The sequence below is a fragment of the Microbacterium sp. IO18 genome (assembly GCF_049099505.1).
GTDB lineage: Bacteria > Actinomycetota > Actinomycetes > Actinomycetales > Microbacteriaceae > Microbacterium > Microbacterium aurugineum.
In genome coordinates, this window is sequence record NZ_JBMJAF010000001.1 from 821,924 (window position 1) to 842,545 (window position 20,622).

The following is a 20,622-nucleotide window of genomic DNA, read 5'->3' on the forward strand; positions in this document are numbered from 1 at the left end:
ATGCTCCCGTCAGCGCGGGCAGACGCCCTTGTCCTGCAACGACGTGTCCGTGACGATCGCTCCGTCGACGTCGACGTCGATCACCGCCGCGCCATCGACGATCTCGAGCCCGGTGAGGGTGAGTCCGGCGGGGAGTTGATCGGCGATGCACACCCGCTGCGGTTTCGTGACCTCCTGACCGAGCGAGCCGAGCGTCGAACCGACCTGATCGAGGTCGATGTCGAGCCCGCCGATGCTGGCGGCCACCGGTGTGAGTTCGAGGTCGCCGTCGACGACTCCGGGGGTGACGGTCAAGGAGAGCGGCACGGACGCGCCGAACACGGTGATCGATCCGCTCACGGTGGCGTTCGGAGCCTCGAGCTCGACGGATTCGATGGGAAGGTCTGTGCCGGCGAGCAGGGAGGTGAACTGCCCCTGATCGATGCGGATCGTCCCGGAGGCGCCGCCGAGCTCACCGCCGCGCAGCGGGACGTCGGTCGCCGTGACCTCCGCCGCACCCGTGATGCCTTCGAGGGTGACCGAATCGGTCGACAGACGCAGGGACTCCAGGTTTCCGCCGATGAGTTGCGGAAGCACCAGGCCCTGCGTCTCGACATCGAGCTGCTGATCGGCGGGCAGATCGAGCTGCTCCACGACGATCGACCGCACGATGCCCGGCAGCACGGCGCGCGCCACGAACTCGGCGGCGACGACGAGCGCTGCCAGAACGATCACCACGACCAGCAGCACCCAGGGCCAGCGACGTCTCTGGGTCGCTCCCTCGGGTGACTGCTCAGGCGAAGAACCGGGGATCACGAGCGTCGGATGCTCGGCACCGGCCTCCGGATACGGGAGGGTGTGGTTGTCGTCGCTCATGACGCGACCATCACATGCGCTCGGGTGCGCTGACCCCGAGGAGGTCGAGGCCGTTGCGGAACACCTGACCGGCGGCATCGTTCAGCCACAGGCGGGTGCGGTGGACCGTCTCGATCGGGTCATCGCCCTGAGGGATGACGCGGCAGTTATCGTACCAGCGGTGGTACAGCCCCGCGAGCTCCTCGAGGTACCGCGCGACACGGTGGGGCTCACGCACCTGGGCGGCGAACGCAACGATGCGCGGGAACTCCTGCAGAGCTCCGAGAAGGGCGGCCTCGGATTCGTGCGTGAGGGTCTCCGGGGCGAACTCGGAGCGGTCGACGCCGGAGTCGGCGGCGTTGCGGGCGACGTTGTGGGTGCGGGCATGGGCGTACTGCACGTAGAAGACCGGGTTGTCGTTGGTGCGCTTCTGCAGCAGCTCGGGATCGAGGTCGAGCGGGGAATCCGCCGGCGAGCGCTCCAAGGAGTAACGGAGCGCGTCGGTGCCGAGCCAGTCGAGCAGGTCGTCCATCTCGATGATGTTGCCGGCGCGCTTGCTGAGGCGGGCACCGTTGATCGACACCATCTGTCCGATCAGCACCTCGACGTTCTTCTCCGGATCCTCACCCGCCGCACCCGCGATGGCCTTGAGCCTGTGCACGTAGCCGTGGTGGTCGGCGCCGAGCAGGTAGATCTTGTTCTGGAACCCGCGGTCTCCCTTGTTCAGGTAGTACGCGGCATCGGCGGCGAAGTAGGTGTACTCGCCGTTCGAACGGCGGATGACACGGTCCTTGTCGTCGCCGAAGTCGGTGGTGCGCACCCAGACCGCACCGTCCTCGTCGAAGACGTGGCCCTGCTCGCGCAGACGGTCGACGGCCTGATCGATCAGGCTCGACCCCGACGCGTCCTTCGCGTGCAGCGTGCGCTCGGAGAACCACACGTCGAAGGGCACGTTGAAGCGGCCGAGGGAGGACCGGATCTCGGCGAGCTGGAACTCGTAGGCGAGCTCGAGCGCCACCTCCGACTGCTCGTCGTCGGGCAGCTGGAGCAGATCCGGACGCGCTTCGAGAACACGACCGGCGAGCGTCGTGATGTACTCCCCCGGATAGCCGCCCTCGGGGGTGGGCTCGCCCTTCGCCGCAGCGAGAACCGAAAGGGCGAAGCGGTCCATCTGCGCGCCGGCATCGTTGATGTAGTACTCCCGGACGGCGTTCGCGCCGCTCGCGAGGAGGAGGCGGACGATCGAGTCGCCGAGAGCGGCCCACCGCGTGTGTGCGATGTGCAACGGCCCCGTCGGGTTCGCCGACACGAACTCCACGTTGACGCTGACGCCTTCCTGCGACGTGTTGGTGCCGTAGGCGGAGCCCGCGTCGACGATGACCTTCGCCAGGGCACCGGCTGCGGCCGCATCCAGCCGGATGTTGATGAAGCCCGGACCGGCGACCTCAGCGCTCGCGATCCCCTCGACCCCACCGAGACCGTCGGCGATCTGCTGGGCGAGCTCCCGCGGGTTCGTGCCGAAGGGCTTGGCGAGGCGCATGGCGATGTTCGTCGCCCAGTCGCCGTGGTCGCGGTTGCGCGGACGCTCCAGCACGATGTCGGCAGCGGTGAGTTCCAGAGGCTCGCCGGGGCGTCGTTCCTCGGCGAGGGGTGCGAGGACGGCGAGGACGGCGGCGGCGAGCGATTCGGGGTTCATAGCCTTCTCAGTTTACGGGGCACCACGTCGGCATCCGACGGCACGGGACGTGCGGAATTCGCAATCCGCTCACGGTGATCTACTCTCGTCCCATGAAGGCCACCGTCCCGCGCCGTCGACTGCACCGCGCAGGAGTGGCCATCGCCCTCCTCCTCGCCGTGACTGCGGGCGTTCTCGGAGTATGGCGACCGTGGATCCCCCTTCCCGCGGCGGCACCGATGGGCGCCGCGATCGAGGGTGCCGACGCCGCGTCCGAGGCGATCGCCCCTGCTCCCCTCACCCTGCCCGCGCACCCGACCGTTCTGGTCTTCGGCGACTCCTGGACCTACGGCTCTGCGGCGACGGTACCGACCCTCGGCTACGCCTACGTCCTCGCGAGCCTGATCGACGGCCAGACGATCGTGAACGGCGTCCGAGGGAGCGGGTACCTCAAGCCCGGTCTCGACGGCCCGGACTTCGGCGAGCGCATCGCCGCACTCGACCCCGCCCTCTCCCCCGACCTCGTGATCATGCAGGGATCCATCAACGACCGGAAGCAGGGCGTCACAGGCTACCGCGAGGCCGTCGCCGCAGCCTGGGACGCGATGGCTGCGAAGTATCCGGAGGCGGCGATCGTCGTGCTCGGCCCGGCACCGCACGAACTCCCCGTGGGCGCGACGACCGCTCGCATCGACACGGATCTGGGTGAGCTCGCCGCGGCACGGGGCTGGTGGTACATCTCCCCCATCGCCCAGGGCTGGATCACCGCGCAGAACTATCTCGACGTGATCGACGTCGATCTGGGACGCAAGCACCCTTCGACCGAAGGACACCGCTACCTGGCCGAAAAGGTCGCTGCCGCCCTCGACGAGATGCGCGCCGCGCCGGTCACCGAGGCGGGTGGGTCGGAGACGACCCCCGACGAGTGATATTGTCGATCGGTACGCCTCCGTAGCTCAGTGGATAGAGCGCCGGTTTCCGGTACCGTAGGTCGCAGGTTCGACTCCTGTCGGGGGCACATCGGGTTGTACGCGGATGGTCTGTGAATACGTACGCGTAACCCCCAAGTACGAGAAAGGCCGCCTGGCTTCAGGCGGCTTCTCTCGTTGGAGATGCATCGGTGCGCGATGCCTGAACTCCGGCCTCGTCGTCGCCTGCGCGAGCAAGACGCAGTGGCGGAATCGGGTGCTCTCACTCCAGATCACGCCTCTCACCGGAAGCAGCCAATGAAGTTCATCGAGATCCCCATGCTCCCGATAGTCGTTCCGGTGGGGATCGTGACCTTCCTCGTGCTGATCCGCGTCCTTCGCTCTCGCGGTCGCGTCACGTTCGCCCGCGCATCGGTCGCCGGTGCTCTCGCGATCTACGCGGGAGGAGTGCTCGCCAACACGATTTTCCCGATCTTCCTGCGCATCGGGACGGGGTTCTATGACGGACCGCGCCCGTTACCGCTCTACCTCGTACCCTTCGTGGACTACGGGCTCGAGGACGCTCTCATCAACATCGTGGTGTTCATTCCGCTCGGAGGACTCATTCCCCTGTTGTCCCCGCGTCCGAGGTGGTGGAAGGTGCTGGCAATCGTTGCCGGCGCGAGCCTCGCGATCGAGCTGGCCCAGATGGCTACCGCTCGACTCGCCATGGGTGGTCACCTCGCAGACATCAACGACTGGCTGACGAATGTCCTGGGCGGCATGATCGGCTACGGCCTCTTCAGCCTCCTCACGCGCTCGAGCAGGATCGCCACATTCTTTGACCGCTTTCGATGGCCGCCACGGCAGCGGCCCGCTCGCGTCGAGGCTGAGGCGAGAAGCGCTTCTCGGTCGACCGCGACCCCGTCACGATCCCATACGACGTGATGCCACCCTTGGACAACCCTCATCATCGTGCGAGGGTGGAGTGATGGGCACTTCACGCGGCGGCGAGCGACGGGCGACGGGCCTCGGGGTGTTCTGCGCCGCGTACTCGACGTTCGTCACCATCCTGATCCTCTCCGGAATCGCTGCTCCGACGCTGTGGTGGACGGTCGTTGGTGTCGGACTCACGGGCGCAGCATGTCTCGGAAACGCGTCTCGGCTCCGACGCGAACGGTTGCGCGCACAGGTGCCATCCGAGAAGACGTCGGGCTCGTAGTGCCCTCGGGCGCGACACGCTAGTCGCGGACTACACGTCGAGCGAGCGGGGCCGTAGACCGACTACGCGACCCACTGTCCCAGCCGGGCTTCCAGCACGGTCGGTCTACCTATCCGACAGTCAGCGCACGAACAGCCACAGCGCCGCGGGTCGAACATGCTCGCCGTGAGGCCCAGCCGCTACTTCGAGACCTCGACGAATTCGGCTTGTACCTCAGCGAGCCGTCGCCCCAGCTCTGCACGCCGTTCGTCCGATAGCTCGCTCTTCGTGGCCCCAGCCTGCACTCCAGGGGGTGTCACACAGGAACGGGTCACGGAGCAGCAACTCGCGCTGCTCGGATCGCGCAGAACATCGTCGGAGAGTCCCCCTCACTCAGCGAACGGCCTGACTCCCTTGCAGTGCGCGCGTGGCCATGTACTCCTCCGCTGCGGGCTCGAGCTTGAAGTCGAGCAGCTCGACGGAGTGCGCTGTCAACACCTCTCGGACCTCGGTGGGAGTGGTGCGGAAGTACTCGCGGCGCAGGTTGATCTGGTTGATGCGGCGGTCGGCGAAGTGCTGGTGCAGCATCGCTTCGATGCTGACTGCGTCGTCTGCGAAGAACAGCGCGTGCACGTCGAACCGGAAGGGCACGGAGGCGTCGCCGAGCTCGTTGACGCGGTCCATCGGTTCGAGCCGTCGGGTGAGGCCGATCTTCACGACGTCAGGCCCGAAGGATCCGACGTTGCTGATGACGTACACGTACCCGGCGCGGATGTTCGCCGCACGGTAGTCGACGTTCTCAATGGCGTGCTCGACGTCGGCGAGCCGCGCCCGCATCCGCTCCGCACCTTCGAGGTCACCGTTGGCTTCGAGGGCGGCGATGGTGTTCGCGTAGTGTCCGCGCTCCTTCTCCAGTCGCGCCTTCTCAGCAGCAAGTTCCTTCTCAGCCTTTCGCTGCTCACGAAGCTCTTCCCGATGCGCGCGGTCGGCTTCCTTCTCCTCCTGCACCGCACGGAGGTGTCGGTTGGCGAGCTCAAGCTCACGCAGTCGGAGCTGATGAAAGTACGGCGTGATGCTCAGGTCGATCATCGTGCCGAGCCGAGCGATCTGCTCCATCGCAGTCGTGAGGCGCTTTTGAGCGGTGGCCAGGTTCCCGGCACGGACCGCCTTGACGCAGTTCTCGGCCTCGGCGTTGTAGGAGCGAAGCATGAGCTTCGACATGTCGCGAACAAACTTCGCGCCCTTGGCCGTGCTGTTGTTGAAGGTGAAGTTGCTCGTCGCCTGTGTCGCGCGACCGGTGCGGACGGCGGTCTTGATGTCCGCACGCAGCGACTCCAGCTGCGTGGCGAGAGCGACGGAGTCCTCGGCGGGATGCTCGTAGTCGTAGAGACCGAGCTCCTGGACCTCGACGGCTCCGCGCAGGTCCAGGAGAGATGCCCCGGTCGTCGCTATGTCGGCTTGGCGTGACGCCAGTTCTGCCACGGCGGCTGCCATCTGCCCGCGCACACCATCGACTTCTCGGTTCAGGTGGCGCTTCAGGTCGTCGAGGGCCGCCACCTCCTGGAGTCCGTACTGGTCGATGAGCCCCTGGAGTCGCGCGACCTCCGAGCGAAGCTTCTCGGCGTGCTTGCGAGCGCCGACGAGCGGGATGTTCTCCACGACCAGCGGGTTGTGAGCGCCGACAGACGAGGAGACCTGTTCCGCCGAAGCCGCAGGCGCGGCGATCTGCTCAGAGCGCTGCTCGACTGCGGTCTGTGCTGTGAGTGCGCGGGCCTCGGCACGGGTTCGCGCCAACGGAGCGACGGACTGCGCGCCGTCGTCGAACACATGGTCCGTCCACACTGCGCCATCCCAGAACCGCTGTTCGAACTGCCCGGATGGGTCTGGATGCCAACCGGCCTGCGCCGTCTGTTCACTCACTCGCTCAACGTAGCGCACGAGATACACGATGAGCCGACCGCGACGGCCCCGCGCCGATAAGGTCGAGCCATGCAACTCCAGCCTCGTCTTGAGAGAGGCCTCATCCGCGTTCCGGTTACGGACGCCGACGAGCTCAACGCCTCACGGGCTCTAACCGAGAGGCTGCGACAAGTTGATGAGCTCCTTGAGCGCTACGCAACCATCGCTCAGCTTCGAGCGAAGCCCACCTCGGAGCTCGGCGACGACGACCGCCGCACGAGTTGGCTCCATCTGAGCCACTTCGTCGCGTCTTGCATGTCGATGGCCACCGACAACCTGGCTGCCACCAAGCAGCTACTCCTTCCAGGTGGAGAACAGCTCGAGCATCGCGTCACCGCGCATTTTCCCCTGCTGCGTGCCGCTCTCGAGTCCGCCTCCACGGCGCTCTGGCTGCTCCGGCCCGACGTTCAACGCGACCGCATCATCCGACTCCTCCAGCTCCGCACGACCGACATCGACTACGATCTGACCCTCATCAAGGCCGCAGCGAAGCTCGCCGACCTCAGGACACCCCAGGGAAGGTCAGCCTCGCAAGCCGCAATCCGCGGAGGAGTCGCTCGCCGGAAGCGCCACGTGAACCAGATGGCGAAGATCGCCGAGGCTGAAGGCATCAGCGCCGATGACTACGTCCGCGGTGCGCCCGGGCACAGTGTCATTGTCGAGCAAGCGACCGACTACCCAGACCTCAACGGCAAGTACGCGTCCACCGTCTGGCGACTCATCTCGGGGCTCACCCACCCCTCCCCGCTCCGTATGATGAGCACGAGCAAGCACGGCGACACCGTCGACAACGACGACGGAACCCTCTACGTCGTCGCATCGATGAACCTCGCACACACAACCAACGCCCTCCTCGCCGCGATGATGACGTATCGGCATGCCACCGAGACCCTCGCTGCACGCGTCGCTCGCGTTCACCACCGACCGGGTGCCGCCTGACTCACGCGGAGGCCAGCACGGACTCGTGGAGATCACGCTCTCTGAGGCTGAGACGAAGTAGAGGATTACGGCTCGGCCCGTAGAGGATCGCCGCCGCCTCGATGCGGAGAAGTCGCCCCGGAATCACGTGGCAAAACACCTTCCGCGTACAACCCACAACACCATCAGAAGGCCGCTCTTCGGAGCGGCCTTCCGTGTTCCGGCCACCCCGATATGAGATTCGCGAGGTTCGGGCGCGACCAGGAGCCGACGATGGCAGCGTCTCCGGCGTGGTCATTCCGTCACGCGCCGCGCGGTGTACCCGGCAGCTTGGTCTCCGTCGAGCAGGATGACATCGCCGTTCGACAGCCGCGAGCACGGCTGCTCCGTCACCGTCTCGATGCCGAGCCGCAAGAGCGTGCCGTGCGCCACGACCACGGTGTTCCCTCCCTCCCGAAGGAGCTCTCTCAGGGCACCGGCAGCGCGGTCGGCAGTGGCCGCGACGGATTCGGCACCCGGATAGTCCTGGTCAGGCCACCGCTCCCAGACCTCGGCGATCGGTAGACCGTCGGCCTCACCGTAGTGCCGCTCGACGAGGTCCTCGTGCACGCGGTACTCCGCACGGGGGATGTGACCACGGATGATCTCGGCCGACTGCGCCGCACGTCGCAGCGGAGACGTGACGATCTGCGACCAGACCGCCCTCGCCAGCAGACGACCCGCAGCATCGGCTTGGGCCTCACCGACCCGATCGAGGGCGATGTCGGACTGCCCCTGCATTCTGCGTTCGCGATTCCACGCGGTCCGTCCGTGCCTGACGAGCGCGAGCGTCATGCCGACATCACCGCCTCGCGCGCGGCAGCGTGTCCCCCGGCCTGTGGATAGACCACCGCCTCTTCGATGTGGACGGAGACGGCATCCCCGACCAGATGACGGCTTCCGCTCGTCCGCGCACGGAGATGTGTGCCCTGCCAGTCCACGACGACGTCGCTGCCATCGGGGGTGAAGAGCGAGGAGCGGATGACGGCATCGCCGCCCGGTGTGAGGGTGATGGAGCCGGGAAGGACCGCAGCGGTAGCCCGCGCAACGCTCGCCCGTCCGGGGCAGAGGACGCTCAGCGGATGATCGGCGGCAGAGAAGATGCCGTCGACGACATGTCCCTCCACGAGCGTGGCGTCGGAGAGGAACTTCGCGACGAAGGGGCTGTCCGGGCGAGCGAGCAGGTTCATTGGGGTGTCGACCTGTTGGATGCGTCCCCCGTCGAGCACGGCGACACGGTCGGCGAGCGCGAGAGCCTCCGAACGGTCGTGGGTCACATGGACGACGGTCAACCCCATCTCCCGCGTGAGGGTGCGCAGCTCGAGACGAAGCCGATCTCGGAGTGGTTCGTCGAGGGCGGAGAGCGCTTCGTCCAGGAGAAGCACGCGGGGGCGAGCGACCAAAGCACGGGCCAGGGCGACACGCTGTCTCTGGCCACCGGACAGAGTTGCAGGGTCACGGCGCTCGTAGCCCGCGAGTCCCACGAGGTCCAATGCCTCGCCGACGCGGGTCCGTCGTTCGGCGCGCGGGACCTTGGCGCGCCGCAACGGATACTCGACGTTGCGACCCACGTCCCAGTGCGGCCAGACGGCGTGCTGCTGGAACACCATCCCGAGCCGCCGCTGCTCCGGTGGCACGGCGACGCCCGGGCCGGCGATGACGCGATCGTCGATCAGGACCCGACCGGCCGTGGGCGTCAAGAACCCTGCGATACTGCGCAGCAGCGTCGTCTTCCCGGATCCGGACGGGCCGACGAGGGCGAGGAACTCCCCGTCTGTGATCTGCAGGTCGATGTCGGCGAGTCCGACGGCACCGGAGCGGTATCGCAGAGAGACGTGATCGAGCGTGACGGAGGCCATGGGCGTCCTTTCTGTTACTTCGTCTTCGGGATCGCAAGCCCGATGACGGCGAGTCCGAGCACGGCCACGATGAGCGACCATGCGGCGGCGGTGCTGAACGCGCCCGCCTGTTGAAAGCTGAAGATCGCGACCCCGAGGGTCTGCGACCCGGGAGAGAGGAGAAGCACCGAGAGTGTGAGTTCACGCACAGCGGTCACGGCGACGATCACGGCTCCGGAGAGAGCGGCGGGCGCCGCCATGCGGCAGGAGATGTCGATCAGGGCGCGCACCCGTGTCGCACCGCCGATCCGCGCCGCCTCTTCCGCACTGGTCGGTGTCGATGCGAGCGGAGCCGCGACAGCCTGCACCACGAGCGCTGTGAACGAGGTGACGTATGCCGCGAGGATCAGCCACGGTGTGTTGAACAGCCCCAGCGCAGGTGCGAGCACGAGCCAGGCCACGGCGATGACGATGCCGGGCACTGCCTGCGGCACCATCGCGACGGCCCCGAGTGCCCGGGTGGCACGACTCGGAACCCGCGACACGAGCAATCCGATGGCCAGACCCACGACGCCGCAGATCACCGCCGCCAGGACAGCGAGCATCACCGAGTTCGTCGCCCCCTCCAACGCGTTCCTCGTGGTGAGCGCACGGATGAGGTGGTCCAGTGTGAGGTTGTCCCAGGTGAGGGGCACGCCGGGCGCGCGCAGCAACGTCTGCGTCAGCAGGGCGATGAGGGGCAGGACCGTGATGGTCAGCACCACGAGCCACATCGCCACTCCGAGCCCGGCCCGAGCGCGACCGAGCGAGACGCGTTCGATGACGGCGCTCGAGGAATCCAGTTCCCAGCCGCGTCGTCCGATCATGGCATCGGCGACCAGCGCGAGGACCGCCAGCACCAGCAGGACGATGCCTATCGTCGCGACCACGGCCAGCGGGTCATCGACCGTGCCCGACTGCAGGTAGCGGTAGACGAGGGTCGCAAGGGTCGTGAAGCGCTCGGGCAACCCGATGATCGACGGGATGCCGAAGTCGGCGAGGTTCCCGACCGCGATCAGCACGAACGACGACAGGAGTGCCGGCCTCAGCAGCGGGATCGTGACGGAGGTGAGAGCGCCCACCGGCCCGGCGCCTCCGACCCGCGCGGCCTGTTCGAGATCGGTGGGGATGCGGCGCAATGCCGCAGAGACGATGAGCATGGCGATCGGGTAGCTGTGGATCGTGAGCAGCACGATGACGCCGTCCGCACCGTAGATCGACCAGAGCGGCCCGCCGAACATGTCGCGCCACCACAGGTTCAGCGGGCTGGTGGGGCCGGCAACACCGAGCCAGGCGATGGAGCCGACGAACGGAGGCATGAGCAACGGGCTCAGCGCGAGGAGACGAAGGGCTGAGCGCCCCGGCAGATCGGTGCGTTCCAGGAGCACCGCGAAGGCGGTGCCGACGACGACCGCCAGCACCGCAGAGACCCCGGCGGAGAGCAGGCTGTTCGCACCGGCTTCCAGGACGTCGCCCTGGAGAAGGACCTGTGCCTGCTGTCCTCCGCCTGCCAGCACCAGGATCGCGCCGATGGGGAGCAGGATGAACGCTCCGCAGGCCGCCCACAGGGCGACCGTGAGGAGACTGACCCCGTCGAACCCTCGGGACCCGTCAGCGCGGGTCCGGCGCGATGCCGGACCCGCGACAGGAGTGGAGATGTCGGCCATCTAGAGGAACAGCGAGCGGAAGGTCTCGACCGCGGCGTCCTGCGTGCTGCGGATCGTCTCGAGGTCCGGGGAGAGGATCTCGATGTCGTCCATCGACGGTGCACCGTCCGGCGTGCCGACGTCGGAGCGCACCGGCAGGTACGACTGCTCGACCGCGAGCTCTTGGCCGGCGGCACTCACCAGGAAGTCGACGAACGCCTTCGACGCTGCCTCCGCGTCGGTGTCCGCGAAGATCCCGACGGGCTGGGACACGTACGGCACACCCTCGCTCGGGTAGGACACGGCGATCGGCGACCCCTGTGCGGCGAGCTCGCGCACCAGGTAGTCGACGACGATGCCGACGGGCTGCGCGCCGGTGGCGACGGCCTGAGACACCGGACCGTTGCTGTCGGCGATGACCGGACGGTTCTCGGCCAGAGCCGTCATCCACTTCTCCCCCAGCTGGTCGTCGTCCAGCCACACGGCGGCGTTGTAGGCCGCGGCTCCGGACACATCGGGGTTCGGCATCACGATCTTGTCGGCGTACTCGGCGTCGGTGAGGTCCTTCCACGACTCGGGGGCCGCGGTGACGATGCCGGTGTTGTAAGCGATGACGGTGGGGATGATCCTCGTGCCGGTGTAGAAGCCCTCGGGATCGACGACATCGGGATTCAGTGCATCCACGTCAGCCGGTGTGTACTTCAGCAGGAGGTCGTCCGCCGCGTACCCCTCGAACGTGCCGGCATCGGCGGCGAGGAACACATCGGCCTGGATGCCGCCCGACGCCTGCTCTGTCGCGACACGAGTGGTCAGGTCGCCGGTGCCGGCGCGGAAGACCTCGACGGTGATCTCGGGGTGGATCTCGTTGAAGGCGGCGACGAGCTCGTCGGCCTTCTCCTGGGGTTCGGAGGTGTAGAGCGTGATGGTCGTCGGCTCCAGGGCCGCGGCGGACTCCTCGGATGTCGCGGTGGATGCCGGCGTCGGGGCGCAGCCGGCGAGCGCGAAGGCGGCGACGCCGAACAGGGCGACGGGAGCGGTCTTGCGAAGGAATGACATGGTGTCCAATCAGGGTTCAGGTGGAGATGACGGAGGAGAAGATCGGCGCGGGCGAATCGAGCCCGACGTTGGTGACGGCGACCCCGCGCGGCAGGAGGTGCACGAGAGAGAACATCGCGAGGTCGTGTCCGCTCACGCGGTTCGGACCGGCATCCATCACTTGGTGATAGGCCAGCGAGGGACCGACGAAGACGGGGATGCCGCGCAGGGTCGCGGACAGCGGGTGATGGAAGTGCCCGGCGAGAACCGCCCGCACGTCGGAGCCGGTCATGTCGTCGAGGAAGTCGTCCCCGTCCCGCAGGCCCGCCTTCGCCAGCGTCGGCAACGGAGAACCCAGTGGCGCGTGATGAAGCGCCACGACCGTGCCGCTGCCGTGCGGCGTGCGCAACACGTCTCGGAGCCACGCACGCTGGTCGATACCGAGCTCACCGCGAGACGAATCCAGGATGACGAAGCGGAGCTCGTCGATGAGGTACACCCGGTGGTGGGTCCGCTCATGGCCGCGCAGCACACGCGCGGCATCGGGCTCGTCGTGATTGCCGAGTGCCGTGAGCACCGGTACGCCCGCAGTCTCCGAGAGCTCGTCGAATGCGTCGCGCAGCGCCGGGTAGGCGGCGGCGTTCCCCCGCTGCACCAGGTCACCGGTGACGACGATTGCCTCCGGCGTGATGCGGGCATCTCGCAGATAGGCACCGACGGCGCGCAACCGAGCGAATCCGTCGACGGTGTCGTAGAGAAGACCGCTGCTCGTGGCGTGGACATCGCTGAGATGCAGCACCGTGAGCCGCCCGGTCTCGCGACTCATGCGGAGGCCCCTTCCTTGCGACGCAGCGCTGCGAGGCGGTCCGGAGCGAGACCGTGTTCGCGGAGATACGCCTCTGCCCCACCCTGTTCGCGGATGACGGCCAAGGCGTGGGCGATGGCCTCCGGCGGGCTCTCCAGATGCAGTCGCAGAACCTCGGCTCGCTCCCGGGCGTCGACGGAAACCGCGATGCGCTCGGCATGCTCCTCCCGCACCGGACGAACCTCCGGACCGGATCGCACGTAGTCCGCGATCACATCCTCTTCACTGACCCCCGCAGCGAGTCGCGCCAGCGCGACGACGAGCCCGGTACGGTCTTTGCCTGCCGTGCAGTGCACGAGGGCCGCTCCCTCGGCATCCGCGATCACTCCGACCGCCGCGGTCAGCGCACGCCCCCTGGTTCGGAGCAACCCCTCGTAGACCGCTTCGAGGGAGCCGGTGGCTGGCGGCTCAGCCCCGTAGACGGGGACCGACGCGACACGGATGCGGTGGGAGACGGCTCTAGTCTCCGCGGGCTCGCGCAGATCGAGGATGACGCTCACCCGCAGCGCGCTCAGAGCTTTCTCTCCCGCATCGCTCAGCGACTCCGGCGCACCGGAGCGGAGTAGCCAGGGCGAACCCGTCGCGTTCGCCCGGACGTTGAACAGACCGTCCACCTCAATCGCCCGCATGAGCCCACCCCGCCGTTACATGTATTTCGAACCACACGAAACGTCATTACAGTCGGGGCGCCCCACCGTCTGCTGGCCCGGCGATGACGCGCTGCTGACCAGGAGGTGAACGGTCGGGTTCGCTACTCCTCGGTGATCGCTTCCGCGACGACGTGACGCATGCCCGCTGCATCCGACGGCGTCACATCGGACGCGAGAGCCGAGTGCAGCGCGTGAAGCACCACGGTGTGCCCGATTCGGGCGAGAAACGGGTCGACATCGTGCGTCACGGCTGCCGGCCCCGTCGCGATGACGATGTCGGCAGTGCGTCCGATCGGCGAGCGAGCGAAGCTGGTGACGACCGCGACGCGTGCTCCGCGATCCGCGGCGGCCGCGCACGCACGGAGCGTCTGCACGTTCGCACCCGAATAGCTCAGCCCGAAGCACAGATCGCCTTCACCCAGGCTGTTGACGGCGAACTGCTGCGCGAGCGGATCGACGGGTGCCTCCACCGGGCGCCCCAGGATGCTGAGCCGCATCGCGAAGTCCTGCAGCGGTGGTCCGGAGAACCCGTTGCTGACGAGCACCACGCGGCGTGCATGACGCAACGCCATCGCGGACTCGCGGAGGAGCGCCGGGTTCACGCACTCCTGAGCCAGGCGTACGGCCTCGACCGCATCGTCGAAGGTGTCGGAGCCGGCTTCCTCTTCGCGGGGCCGCAAGGGGGTCGAGCGGGCGAGTTCGAGCCGGAGATGCTGGAACCCGCGGAAACCCAGGCTCTGGCAGGCGCGGATCACCGTCGCCGTCGACGTTCCCGCCGCCTCCGCGAGTTCCGCCGTCGACCACACGACGACCTCGGTCGGACGCTCGATTATCAGCGCTGCCACCCGTGACTCACTGGGGCCGAGCAGGGACGACGAAGCGCGTACCCGAGCGAGCACGCTCAGATCAGGGCGCGAGATGACCATGGCTTCCTCACCGGCGCGCGTCGGACTGCGCCTGCATGGAATGTAGCGCCTGATGTCGAACAGGAAGCAAACGAGGTCGGGGCCTTCCACCTCGATCACGAACGCACCCCCGTGTGCCGCTGGCACCGCGCAGCGATTCGCGGGAAGCTGAGGCATGAGGTTTCTCCCCCTGCTGTGGCGCTATCCGGCCATCACGATCACCGTCCTCGTGTTCGTCGGCGTGCTGGTCCTCCACGCGAGCGGAACGGCGGACCTCGGCCGGTGGATCGCGACGGGCTATGTGGCGGTGTTCGTCGCCTGGACCCTGGTCGGGATGGTGCGCGACGTGCTCCGCGGTCACGTCGGGCTCGACATCCTGGCGGTGGTCGCGATGGTCGCCACGCTCGCGGTCGGCGAGTACATCGCCTCCCTCATCATCGTGCTGATGCTCTCAGGAGGAGAGGCTCTCGAGGACTTCGCCGGACGCCGCGCGAAACGCGACCTGTCCGCGCTGCTGGATCGCTCCCCGCGCATCGCCCACGTGCTCGTGCATCCGGAGACCACGGAATCGGATGATGTCCGGGATATTCCCGTGGATCAGGTCTCCGTCGACGACGTCCTCCTGGTGCGACCGTCCGAGATCGTCCCGGTCGACGGCACACTCCTGACCGCGACGGGAACCTTCGATGAGTCCTCGCTGACCGGCGAGAGCATGCCTGTGACCCGCGAGGCCGGCGGAGAGGTGCTCTCCGGGGCGATCAACGGAACCCGCGCTGTGCGCATTCAAGCCGTTCGCACGAGTGCGGACAGCCAGTACCAGCAGATCGTGGCACTCGTGCACGAAGCGGAGGCGTCCCATGCTCCGGTCGTGCGACTGGCCGACCGCTTCGCGATCCCGTTCACGGCGGTATCGCTCGTGCTCGCGGGCACCGCGTGGGCGATCTCCGGCGAATCGACACGGTTCGCCGAGGTGCTCGTGCTCGCCACGCCGTGCCCGCTCCTGATCGCGGCTCCCGTCGCCTTCCTCGGCGGACTGTCGCGCGCAGCGAAGGCCGGAATCATCATGAAGGGCGGCGCCGTCCTCGAACAGATCGCGCGCGTGCGGTCGGCCGCTTTCGACAAGACTGGCACGCTCACGCAGGGCAGACCGGAGCTCGTCGACGTGCGCCCGACGAACGGCTTCGATGCGGACGAACTTCTGCAGCTCGCCGCCTCGGCGGAGCAGTACTCGACGCATGTCCTCGCCGAGGGCATCCGACGGGCGGCCGAGCAGCGCGGTCTCCCCCTCCATTCCGCCGAGGAAGCGCGCGAGGAGGCGACGAACGGTGTGGTCGCCCGCATCGGCGGGCGGGTGGTGGTGGTCGGCAAACCGGCCTACGTCTCCTCCCACGCGCCCGACACGGTGCGCGCGACGCTCGACGTGAGCCAGGCCGCCGCGTATGTGTGCGTCGACGGTCGCTTCGCCGGCGTCCTCGTGCTCGCCGACCATCCGCGACCGGAGGCGGGATCGGTCGTCTCCTGGCTGCGCGGGAACAGCGTCGACCGGATCGTGATGCTCACCGGGGACGTGGGTCCGACGGCGGAATCCGTCGCCCATCAGGTGGGGATATCCGAGGTCCACGCAGAACTGCTTCCTCCGGAGAAGGTGCGCCTGGCCGCCGAACTCCACCCGCGGCCGGTGATGATGGTCGGCGACGGGGTCAACGACGCGCCCGTGCTCGCCGCCGCCGACATCGGCATCGCCATGGGAGCGAAAGGAGCGACGGCCGCCGGCGACGCCGCCGATGTCGTGATCCTCGTCGATTCCCTGGCGAAGGTCGTGGACGCGCTCTCCATCGGCCGCCACACCCTGCGCGTCGCGCTCACGGCGATCTGGATCGGTATCGGGCTGAGCGTCGGGCTCATGGTCGTCGCGATGACGGGCGTGATTCCGGCGGTGGCGGGGGCTCTCGTCCAGGAACTCGTCGACCTCGCGACCATCCTGTACGCGCTCCGCGCGCTCAGCGGTCCGACCTCGTCCCTTCCGCCCACGACGGTGCGGCCGCTACGCGAGGGCGCACGCGAGTCCTCCGGGTGAACTTCTGACGAAAACGCTCGCGTGCGGGGACAACGTGGATAGTCTGGCGTCATCGTGGGAGCCGCCGTCGCCGATGACGCAGCTCACGGCCGAGAGGACCATCGCATGACATCACCGATCCCCGGACGCCTCGCCGACGTAGACATCGACCTCGACATCCCCGCGCGCTCGTCCCTTCCGCTGATCTTCGACGAGCTGGACTACCAGCTGGCATGCCAGACCTACCTCTGGGCTCTGCCCCTGGTCTCGTATGCGCAGTGGAAGACGCAGCATTACGACGTCTTCGGCGCGACGAGCAGCGATCTCGTGCGCTACCTGAGCTACCGCGACCGTCTCGGGCTGATCACCGCCAACGCGACGACCCCCTATATCCTCAACTTCTTCGACCTCGCAGAGACAGGGCCCCTCGTCATCGAGCTTCCCGCCGGCCCGACGGCCGGGGGCGTCTCCGATTTCTGGCAGCGCGAGGTCGGAGCGATGGGCGAGATGGGCCCGGACCGAGGCGAGGGCGGGAGGTACGTCATCCTCGCACCCGCTGTCGCCGAGCCGGACGACCTCGATGCGGGATACCGCGTCCTCCACTCCTCCGGCGTGAACATCATGTTCGGGTTCCGCACCCTCGATCCCGATCCGGCGCGAGCCGATGCACTCGTGAACGCGGTGCGCATCTATCCGTACGCCGACCGTACGGACCCCGCGCCGACGCGGATCGTATCCCCCGACGGCCGCGCATGGACCGGCGACCAGCCCCGCGGCCTCGAGTACTGGAAGCGCCTCCACGCGATCTACCAGAGCGAGGTCGTCGACGAACGGGACCGTTTCTACCTCGCCATGCTCAAGCAGTTGGGAATCGAGAAGGGAAAGCCGTTCGCGCCCGACGAACGGCTCACGCGCATCCTCGAGCAAGGCGCGGCGGCCGGGGAGCTCATGGCTCAGGCGAACACCTTCGCGAAGCGCTTCGACGAGGTCAGGTACTGGCCGGACCGCGCGTGGGAACTGGCCATCGTGCTCGACAACCCCGCGCAGCGCGGCGAGGGATACGACGAGCTGTTCGAGCGGGCGTCCTGGTTCTACGAGGCCGTGTCCTTCTCTCAGGCGATGAAGAGCACCACGCCGGGGGTCGGTCAGGCGTACCTCGGTTCCTACGTCGACGGCGCGGGCGAGTGGCTCGATGGAGGCCGCGACTACACCTTGCATGTCCCCGCGGATGTTCCTGCCAAGCTCTTCTGGTCGGCCACCGTGTACGACGTCACGACGCGCTGTCTGATCGACAATCCTCAGCAGCGTGGTGACCGTGGTTCCCGGGACACCGACCTCACGCTCAACGACGACGGGTCGGTCGACCTGTATTTCGGTCCGGAGGAGCCCGCGGAAGGACCGACGAACTGGGTGCAGACCATTCCTGGGCGGCATTGGTTCTCGTACTTCCGCTTCTACGGCCCCACCGAGCCGTACTTCGACCGGAGCTGGAAGCTCGGCGACATCACACCGCGCTGACACGGGACGAGCAGCCGCCCGCTCCCGCTGCACCGCGGAGTCTCACCCGAGAGGGGTGACCGGCGGCCTCTCCACGCTTTCGTGGGATGCCAGCATGGAGCCGTCGAACCGCCGATCGATCGAGCCGTGAGGATCCGAGATGACCGAGAACGCCGCCCTGCCGTCGTGGCGCGACACCCGCACACGGCGCGAGATCGAGGAGTTCGTCGCCTCCGTCACCGACGGCGCGGGGGCGGTGCCGGTCGAGGAACGGGTCGCCGTGTTCGACAACGACGGCACCCTGTGGTCCGAGAAGCCGATGATCACGCAACTGCACTACGTGGTGGAACAGTGGCGCGCCGCCGCGGAACGCGATCCCGCGCTGGCCGAGAAGCAGCCGTACCTGGCTGCGGTGAGCGGCGACTTCGGTTGGCTGGGCACGGCGATCGACAAGCACTACGGCGGAGACGACTCCGACCTGAAGGTCATCATCCAGGCTCTCGTCGGCCTCACCGATGGCATGAGCGTCGAGGACTACGCCCGCTCGGTCGCCGAGTTCTACGAGGTCGCGCAGCACCCGACACTGAAGCGCCCCTACGCCGAGACCGTCTATCAGCCGATGGTCGAACTGCTCCGCTACCTCGAGCTGCACGGCTTCACGTGCTACATCGTGTCGGGGGGTGAGCGCGATTTCATGCGCCCGATGACCCAGGCGAACTACGGCATCCCGCCGGAACGCGTCGTCGGGTCGGCGTTCGGCCTCGCCTGGGACGACACGGACGCGACCGTTCGTTACTCGCCGTCCCTGGCCTTCTTCGACGACGGCCCGGAGAAACCCATCCGGATCTGGACCCGTATCGGTCGACGACCCCTGTTCGTCGGCGGCAACTCCAACGGCGACGCCGCGATGATGGACTTCGCGCGCCGCGGACCACGGCCCGGATTCGCGCTCCTGGTCCACCACGACGACCCGGAACGCGGCGACACGCCCTACGACGCCGGTGCCGAGAAGGTGCTCGCAGACGCTGCGGACAAGGGCTACACCGTGGTCAGCGTGAAGGACGACTGGGCGACCGTGTTCCCCTCGTCGACGCGCGACCCGCAGGCATCCTGAGCCTGCGGGCCGAACGCTCGGTGGGGTTCAGGGGGTCGTCGAGACGGCGGCTTCCGGTGCGGCCGCGTCCTCGTCGGTGTCCTCTTCCCCGAGAACGTCCGTCGCGGTGGAGGGACGCCGCACGAGCTCGACCAGGATGAGGAAGACCACGAGACCGACCGATACTCCGACCACCGAACCGAACGAGACCGGTCGCGTCATGATGAGGATGAGCAGCGCGAGGGCCATGCCGGCGATGACGATCGGCCCGTGGAATCGGTCGATCGCAAGGCCGAAGCGTCCCGTGGACACGCCTCGCCGTTCCCAGGTGTTCCGTACCGCAGCGAACCCGCTCGCCGACGCGCCCCGAAGCGCGACGGCACTGCGGCTCGACCCGGCGATCCAGGCCCACACGGCTACCAGGACGCCGACCAAGGCCAGCGCAGCGATCGTCGAACTGAGCAAGGACGTCACCTGATCGAAGAGGGACTCGGCCGCGGCAGCCGTCATGATCGACGGACTGACCGCACCGATGAAGAACACTCGGCCGATCCCCATCCCCGCGGACAGGAGCAGGAATGCCACGGCGAGCGCCGCGCTGGTCCAGAACAACGCACGTGGGCGGTTCCGGGCGATCAGGATCCCTCCGACCACCAGGCCGAGCACGACCCACGGCAGCCAGAAGCCCGCGGCGACCGCGATCTGGTAGACCGTCCGCACCAGCACCAGAGCATCGGCCTGCGCGATGGGGATCGAGCGATCGATCTGCGGGATCAGGTCCGCGAATTCGACGCCGCGTTCCGTCAGCACCGCCTTGACGCGCTCGACCACGAGACCGAGATCGATCGACAGCACGCCGTCGTCTGCGAGCTGAAGCGCGGTGTCCGGACTGTTCTGCATGATCGCTACAGCACGCTCATGACTGAAACGCAGCGACTGCGCCCAGATGTCGGCGAACTGGTCGGAGGCGACCACATCGTGGATCACGGTGTCGACGAGGGACGTGAGCCCGCTGGCCGCCGGCGCCTCCAGGAGGCTGAGGGCGGAGGACGCGCGAGGGGGAAGATCCAGCTCCCGCAAGCCGTCGAAGACCTCGCCCACGACCGCGTCGAGGTCGACCTGCTCATGGATGGCGGCACTGACCTGGTCGGCGACGAAATCCTGAACGTCGGGATCCTCGGCCAGAGGCGCGAACGTCGCCACGAACCTGTCGGCATCGACGAGCTGGAGGCGCGCCCACGTGCCCATCGCCGCGATCGGTGCCATCAACACGGCGACGGCGAGCACGATCCCCGCGACGATGCTCCTCGCCACCGGGCGCCGGCGCTCCTTCTCCGCCGGCGATTTCTTGAGCGCCTCGTTCTCCTGCTCGAGCAGAAGAACGCGGGCACGCAGATCCTCCAGTTCGCTCATGCGGCGTCCTCCTCCGTGTCGCCCCTTCGTGCGCCGGGTCCGGCGCACGCC

18 protein-coding genes and 1 tRNA gene are annotated in these 20,622 nt (G+C 67.8%); 8 read left to right on the forward strand and 11 right to left on the reverse strand.

The genetic code is table 11. The features are described 5' to 3' along the window. Positions 1-9: 9 nt before the first annotated feature. The gene (locus ACLF6J_RS04055) at positions 10-855 is read right to left on the reverse strand and encodes a DUF2993 domain-containing protein (RefSeq protein WP_134353526.1); all 846 of its coding nucleotides are present in this window, start codon (positions 853-855) and stop codon (positions 10-12) included. A gap of 10 nt (positions 856-865) precedes the next feature. Then, positions 866-2,530, reverse strand: coding sequence for an arginine--tRNA ligase (gene argS / locus ACLF6J_RS04060; RefSeq protein ID WP_134353525.1), 1,665 nt, complete (start codon positions 2,528-2,530; stop codon positions 866-868). A 92-nt stretch (positions 2,531-2,622) separates the two neighbouring features. On the opposite strand from argS, the gene ACLF6J_RS04065 reads away from it, so the two are divergent. From ACLF6J_RS04065 to ACLF6J_RS04080, 4 genes are all read left to right on the forward strand, one after another. After that, positions 2,623-3,438 (forward strand): SGNH/GDSL hydrolase family protein, encoded by an 816-nt coding sequence (locus ACLF6J_RS04065; RefSeq protein ID WP_244093639.1) that lies wholly within the window; start codon positions 2,623-2,625, stop codon positions 3,436-3,438. Between the two features lie 16 nt (positions 3,439-3,454). Further along, positions 3,455-3,527 (forward strand) — tRNA-Arg (locus ACLF6J_RS04070). A 208-nt stretch (positions 3,528-3,735) separates the two neighbouring features. Further along, positions 3,736-4,365 carry a VanZ family protein gene (locus ACLF6J_RS04075; RefSeq protein WP_081996909.1) on the forward strand — a complete coding sequence of 210 codons (630 nt, stop codon included), beginning with the start codon at positions 3,736-3,738 and terminating at the stop codon, positions 4,363-4,365. A 43-nt stretch (positions 4,366-4,408) separates the two neighbouring features. Then, positions 4,409-4,639 (forward strand): hypothetical protein, encoded by a 231-nt coding sequence (locus ACLF6J_RS04080; protein WP_134353524.1) that lies wholly within the window; start codon positions 4,409-4,411, stop codon positions 4,637-4,639. 372 nt (positions 4,640-5,011) lie between these two features. Here ACLF6J_RS04080 and ACLF6J_RS04085 read toward each other — a convergent pair whose 3' ends face one another. Continuing rightward, positions 5,012-6,538 carry a DUF4041 domain-containing protein gene (locus ACLF6J_RS04085; RefSeq protein WP_134353523.1) on the reverse strand — a complete coding sequence of 509 codons (1,527 nt, stop codon included), beginning with the start codon at positions 6,536-6,538 and terminating at the stop codon, positions 5,012-5,014. Between the two features lie 69 nt (positions 6,539-6,607). Here ACLF6J_RS04085 and ACLF6J_RS04090 point away from each other — a divergent pair, with 69 nt between their 5' ends. Next, positions 6,608-7,516: a hypothetical protein gene (locus ACLF6J_RS04090; protein WP_134353522.1), complete on the forward strand. Its 909-nt coding sequence runs from the start codon at positions 6,608-6,610 to the stop codon at positions 7,514-7,516. A 273-nt stretch (positions 7,517-7,789) separates the two neighbouring features. Here the strand turns inward: ACLF6J_RS04090 and ACLF6J_RS04095 are convergent, their stop codons facing one another. The 7 genes from ACLF6J_RS04095 to ACLF6J_RS04125 form a co-directional block, all read right to left on the reverse strand. Next, positions 7,790-8,329, reverse strand: coding sequence for a histidine phosphatase family protein (locus ACLF6J_RS04095; RefSeq protein ID WP_134353521.1), 540 nt, complete (start codon positions 8,327-8,329; stop codon positions 7,790-7,792). Further along, positions 8,326-9,393 carry an ABC transporter ATP-binding protein gene (locus ACLF6J_RS04100; protein ID WP_134353520.1) on the reverse strand — a complete coding sequence of 356 codons (1,068 nt, stop codon included), beginning with the start codon at positions 9,391-9,393 and terminating at the stop codon, positions 8,326-8,328. Before ACLF6J_RS04100 ends, ACLF6J_RS04095 begins: the two co-directional genes overlap by 4 nt. 14 nt (positions 9,394-9,407) lie before the next feature. Beyond that, positions 9,408-11,078: an ABC transporter permease gene (locus ACLF6J_RS04105; RefSeq protein WP_208526534.1), complete on the reverse strand. Its 1,671-nt coding sequence runs from the start codon at positions 11,076-11,078 to the stop codon at positions 9,408-9,410. Next, complete coding sequence (locus ACLF6J_RS04110; RefSeq protein ID WP_134353519.1) at positions 11,079-12,113, reverse strand: ABC transporter substrate-binding protein; 1,035 nt, start codon at positions 12,111-12,113, stop codon at positions 11,079-11,081. A 16-nt stretch (positions 12,114-12,129) separates the two neighbouring features. Then, positions 12,130-12,918 carry a metallophosphoesterase family protein gene (locus ACLF6J_RS04115; RefSeq protein ID WP_131492161.1) on the reverse strand — a complete coding sequence of 263 codons (789 nt, stop codon included), beginning with the start codon at positions 12,916-12,918 and terminating at the stop codon, positions 12,130-12,132. Continuing rightward, positions 12,915-13,586, reverse strand: coding sequence for a tyrosine-protein phosphatase (locus tag ACLF6J_RS04120; protein ID WP_134353518.1), 672 nt, complete (start codon positions 13,584-13,586; stop codon positions 12,915-12,917). The genes ACLF6J_RS04115 and ACLF6J_RS04120 overlap by 4 nt, the downstream gene beginning before the upstream one ends. A gap of 122 nt (positions 13,587-13,708) precedes the next feature. Beyond that, on the reverse strand, positions 13,709-14,533 hold the full coding sequence (locus ACLF6J_RS04125) for a MurR/RpiR family transcriptional regulator (RefSeq protein WP_134353517.1): 825 nt from the start codon (positions 14,531-14,533) through the stop codon (positions 13,709-13,711). 154 nt (positions 14,534-14,687) lie between these two features. Between ACLF6J_RS04125 and ACLF6J_RS04130 the strand changes: the two genes are divergently transcribed. The 3 genes from ACLF6J_RS04130 (at position 14,688) to ACLF6J_RS04140 (ending at position 19,179) form a co-directional block, all read left to right on the forward strand. Beyond that, the gene (locus tag ACLF6J_RS04130; RefSeq protein WP_134353516.1) at positions 14,688-16,589 is read left to right on the forward strand and encodes a heavy metal translocating P-type ATPase; all 1,902 of its coding nucleotides are present in this window, start codon (positions 14,688-14,690) and stop codon (positions 16,587-16,589) included. Positions 16,590-16,694: 105 nt separating this feature from the next. Continuing rightward, complete coding sequence (locus tag ACLF6J_RS04135; RefSeq protein WP_134353515.1) at positions 16,695-18,086, forward strand: DUF1254 domain-containing protein; 1,392 nt, start codon at positions 16,695-16,697, stop codon at positions 18,084-18,086. A gap of 139 nt (positions 18,087-18,225) precedes the next feature. Continuing rightward, entirely contained in the window at positions 18,226-19,179 is a 954-nt protein-coding gene (locus ACLF6J_RS04140; RefSeq protein WP_134353514.1) for an HAD family hydrolase, read from the forward strand. Positions 19,180-19,206: 27 nt separating this feature from the next. Here the strand turns inward: ACLF6J_RS04140 and ACLF6J_RS04145 are convergent, their stop codons facing one another. Next, a complete protein-coding gene (locus tag ACLF6J_RS04145; RefSeq protein ID WP_244093636.1) occupies positions 19,207-20,571 on the reverse strand; it encodes a hypothetical protein in 1,365 nt (454 codons plus the stop codon). Between the last annotated feature and the right edge of the window lie 51 nt (positions 20,572-20,622).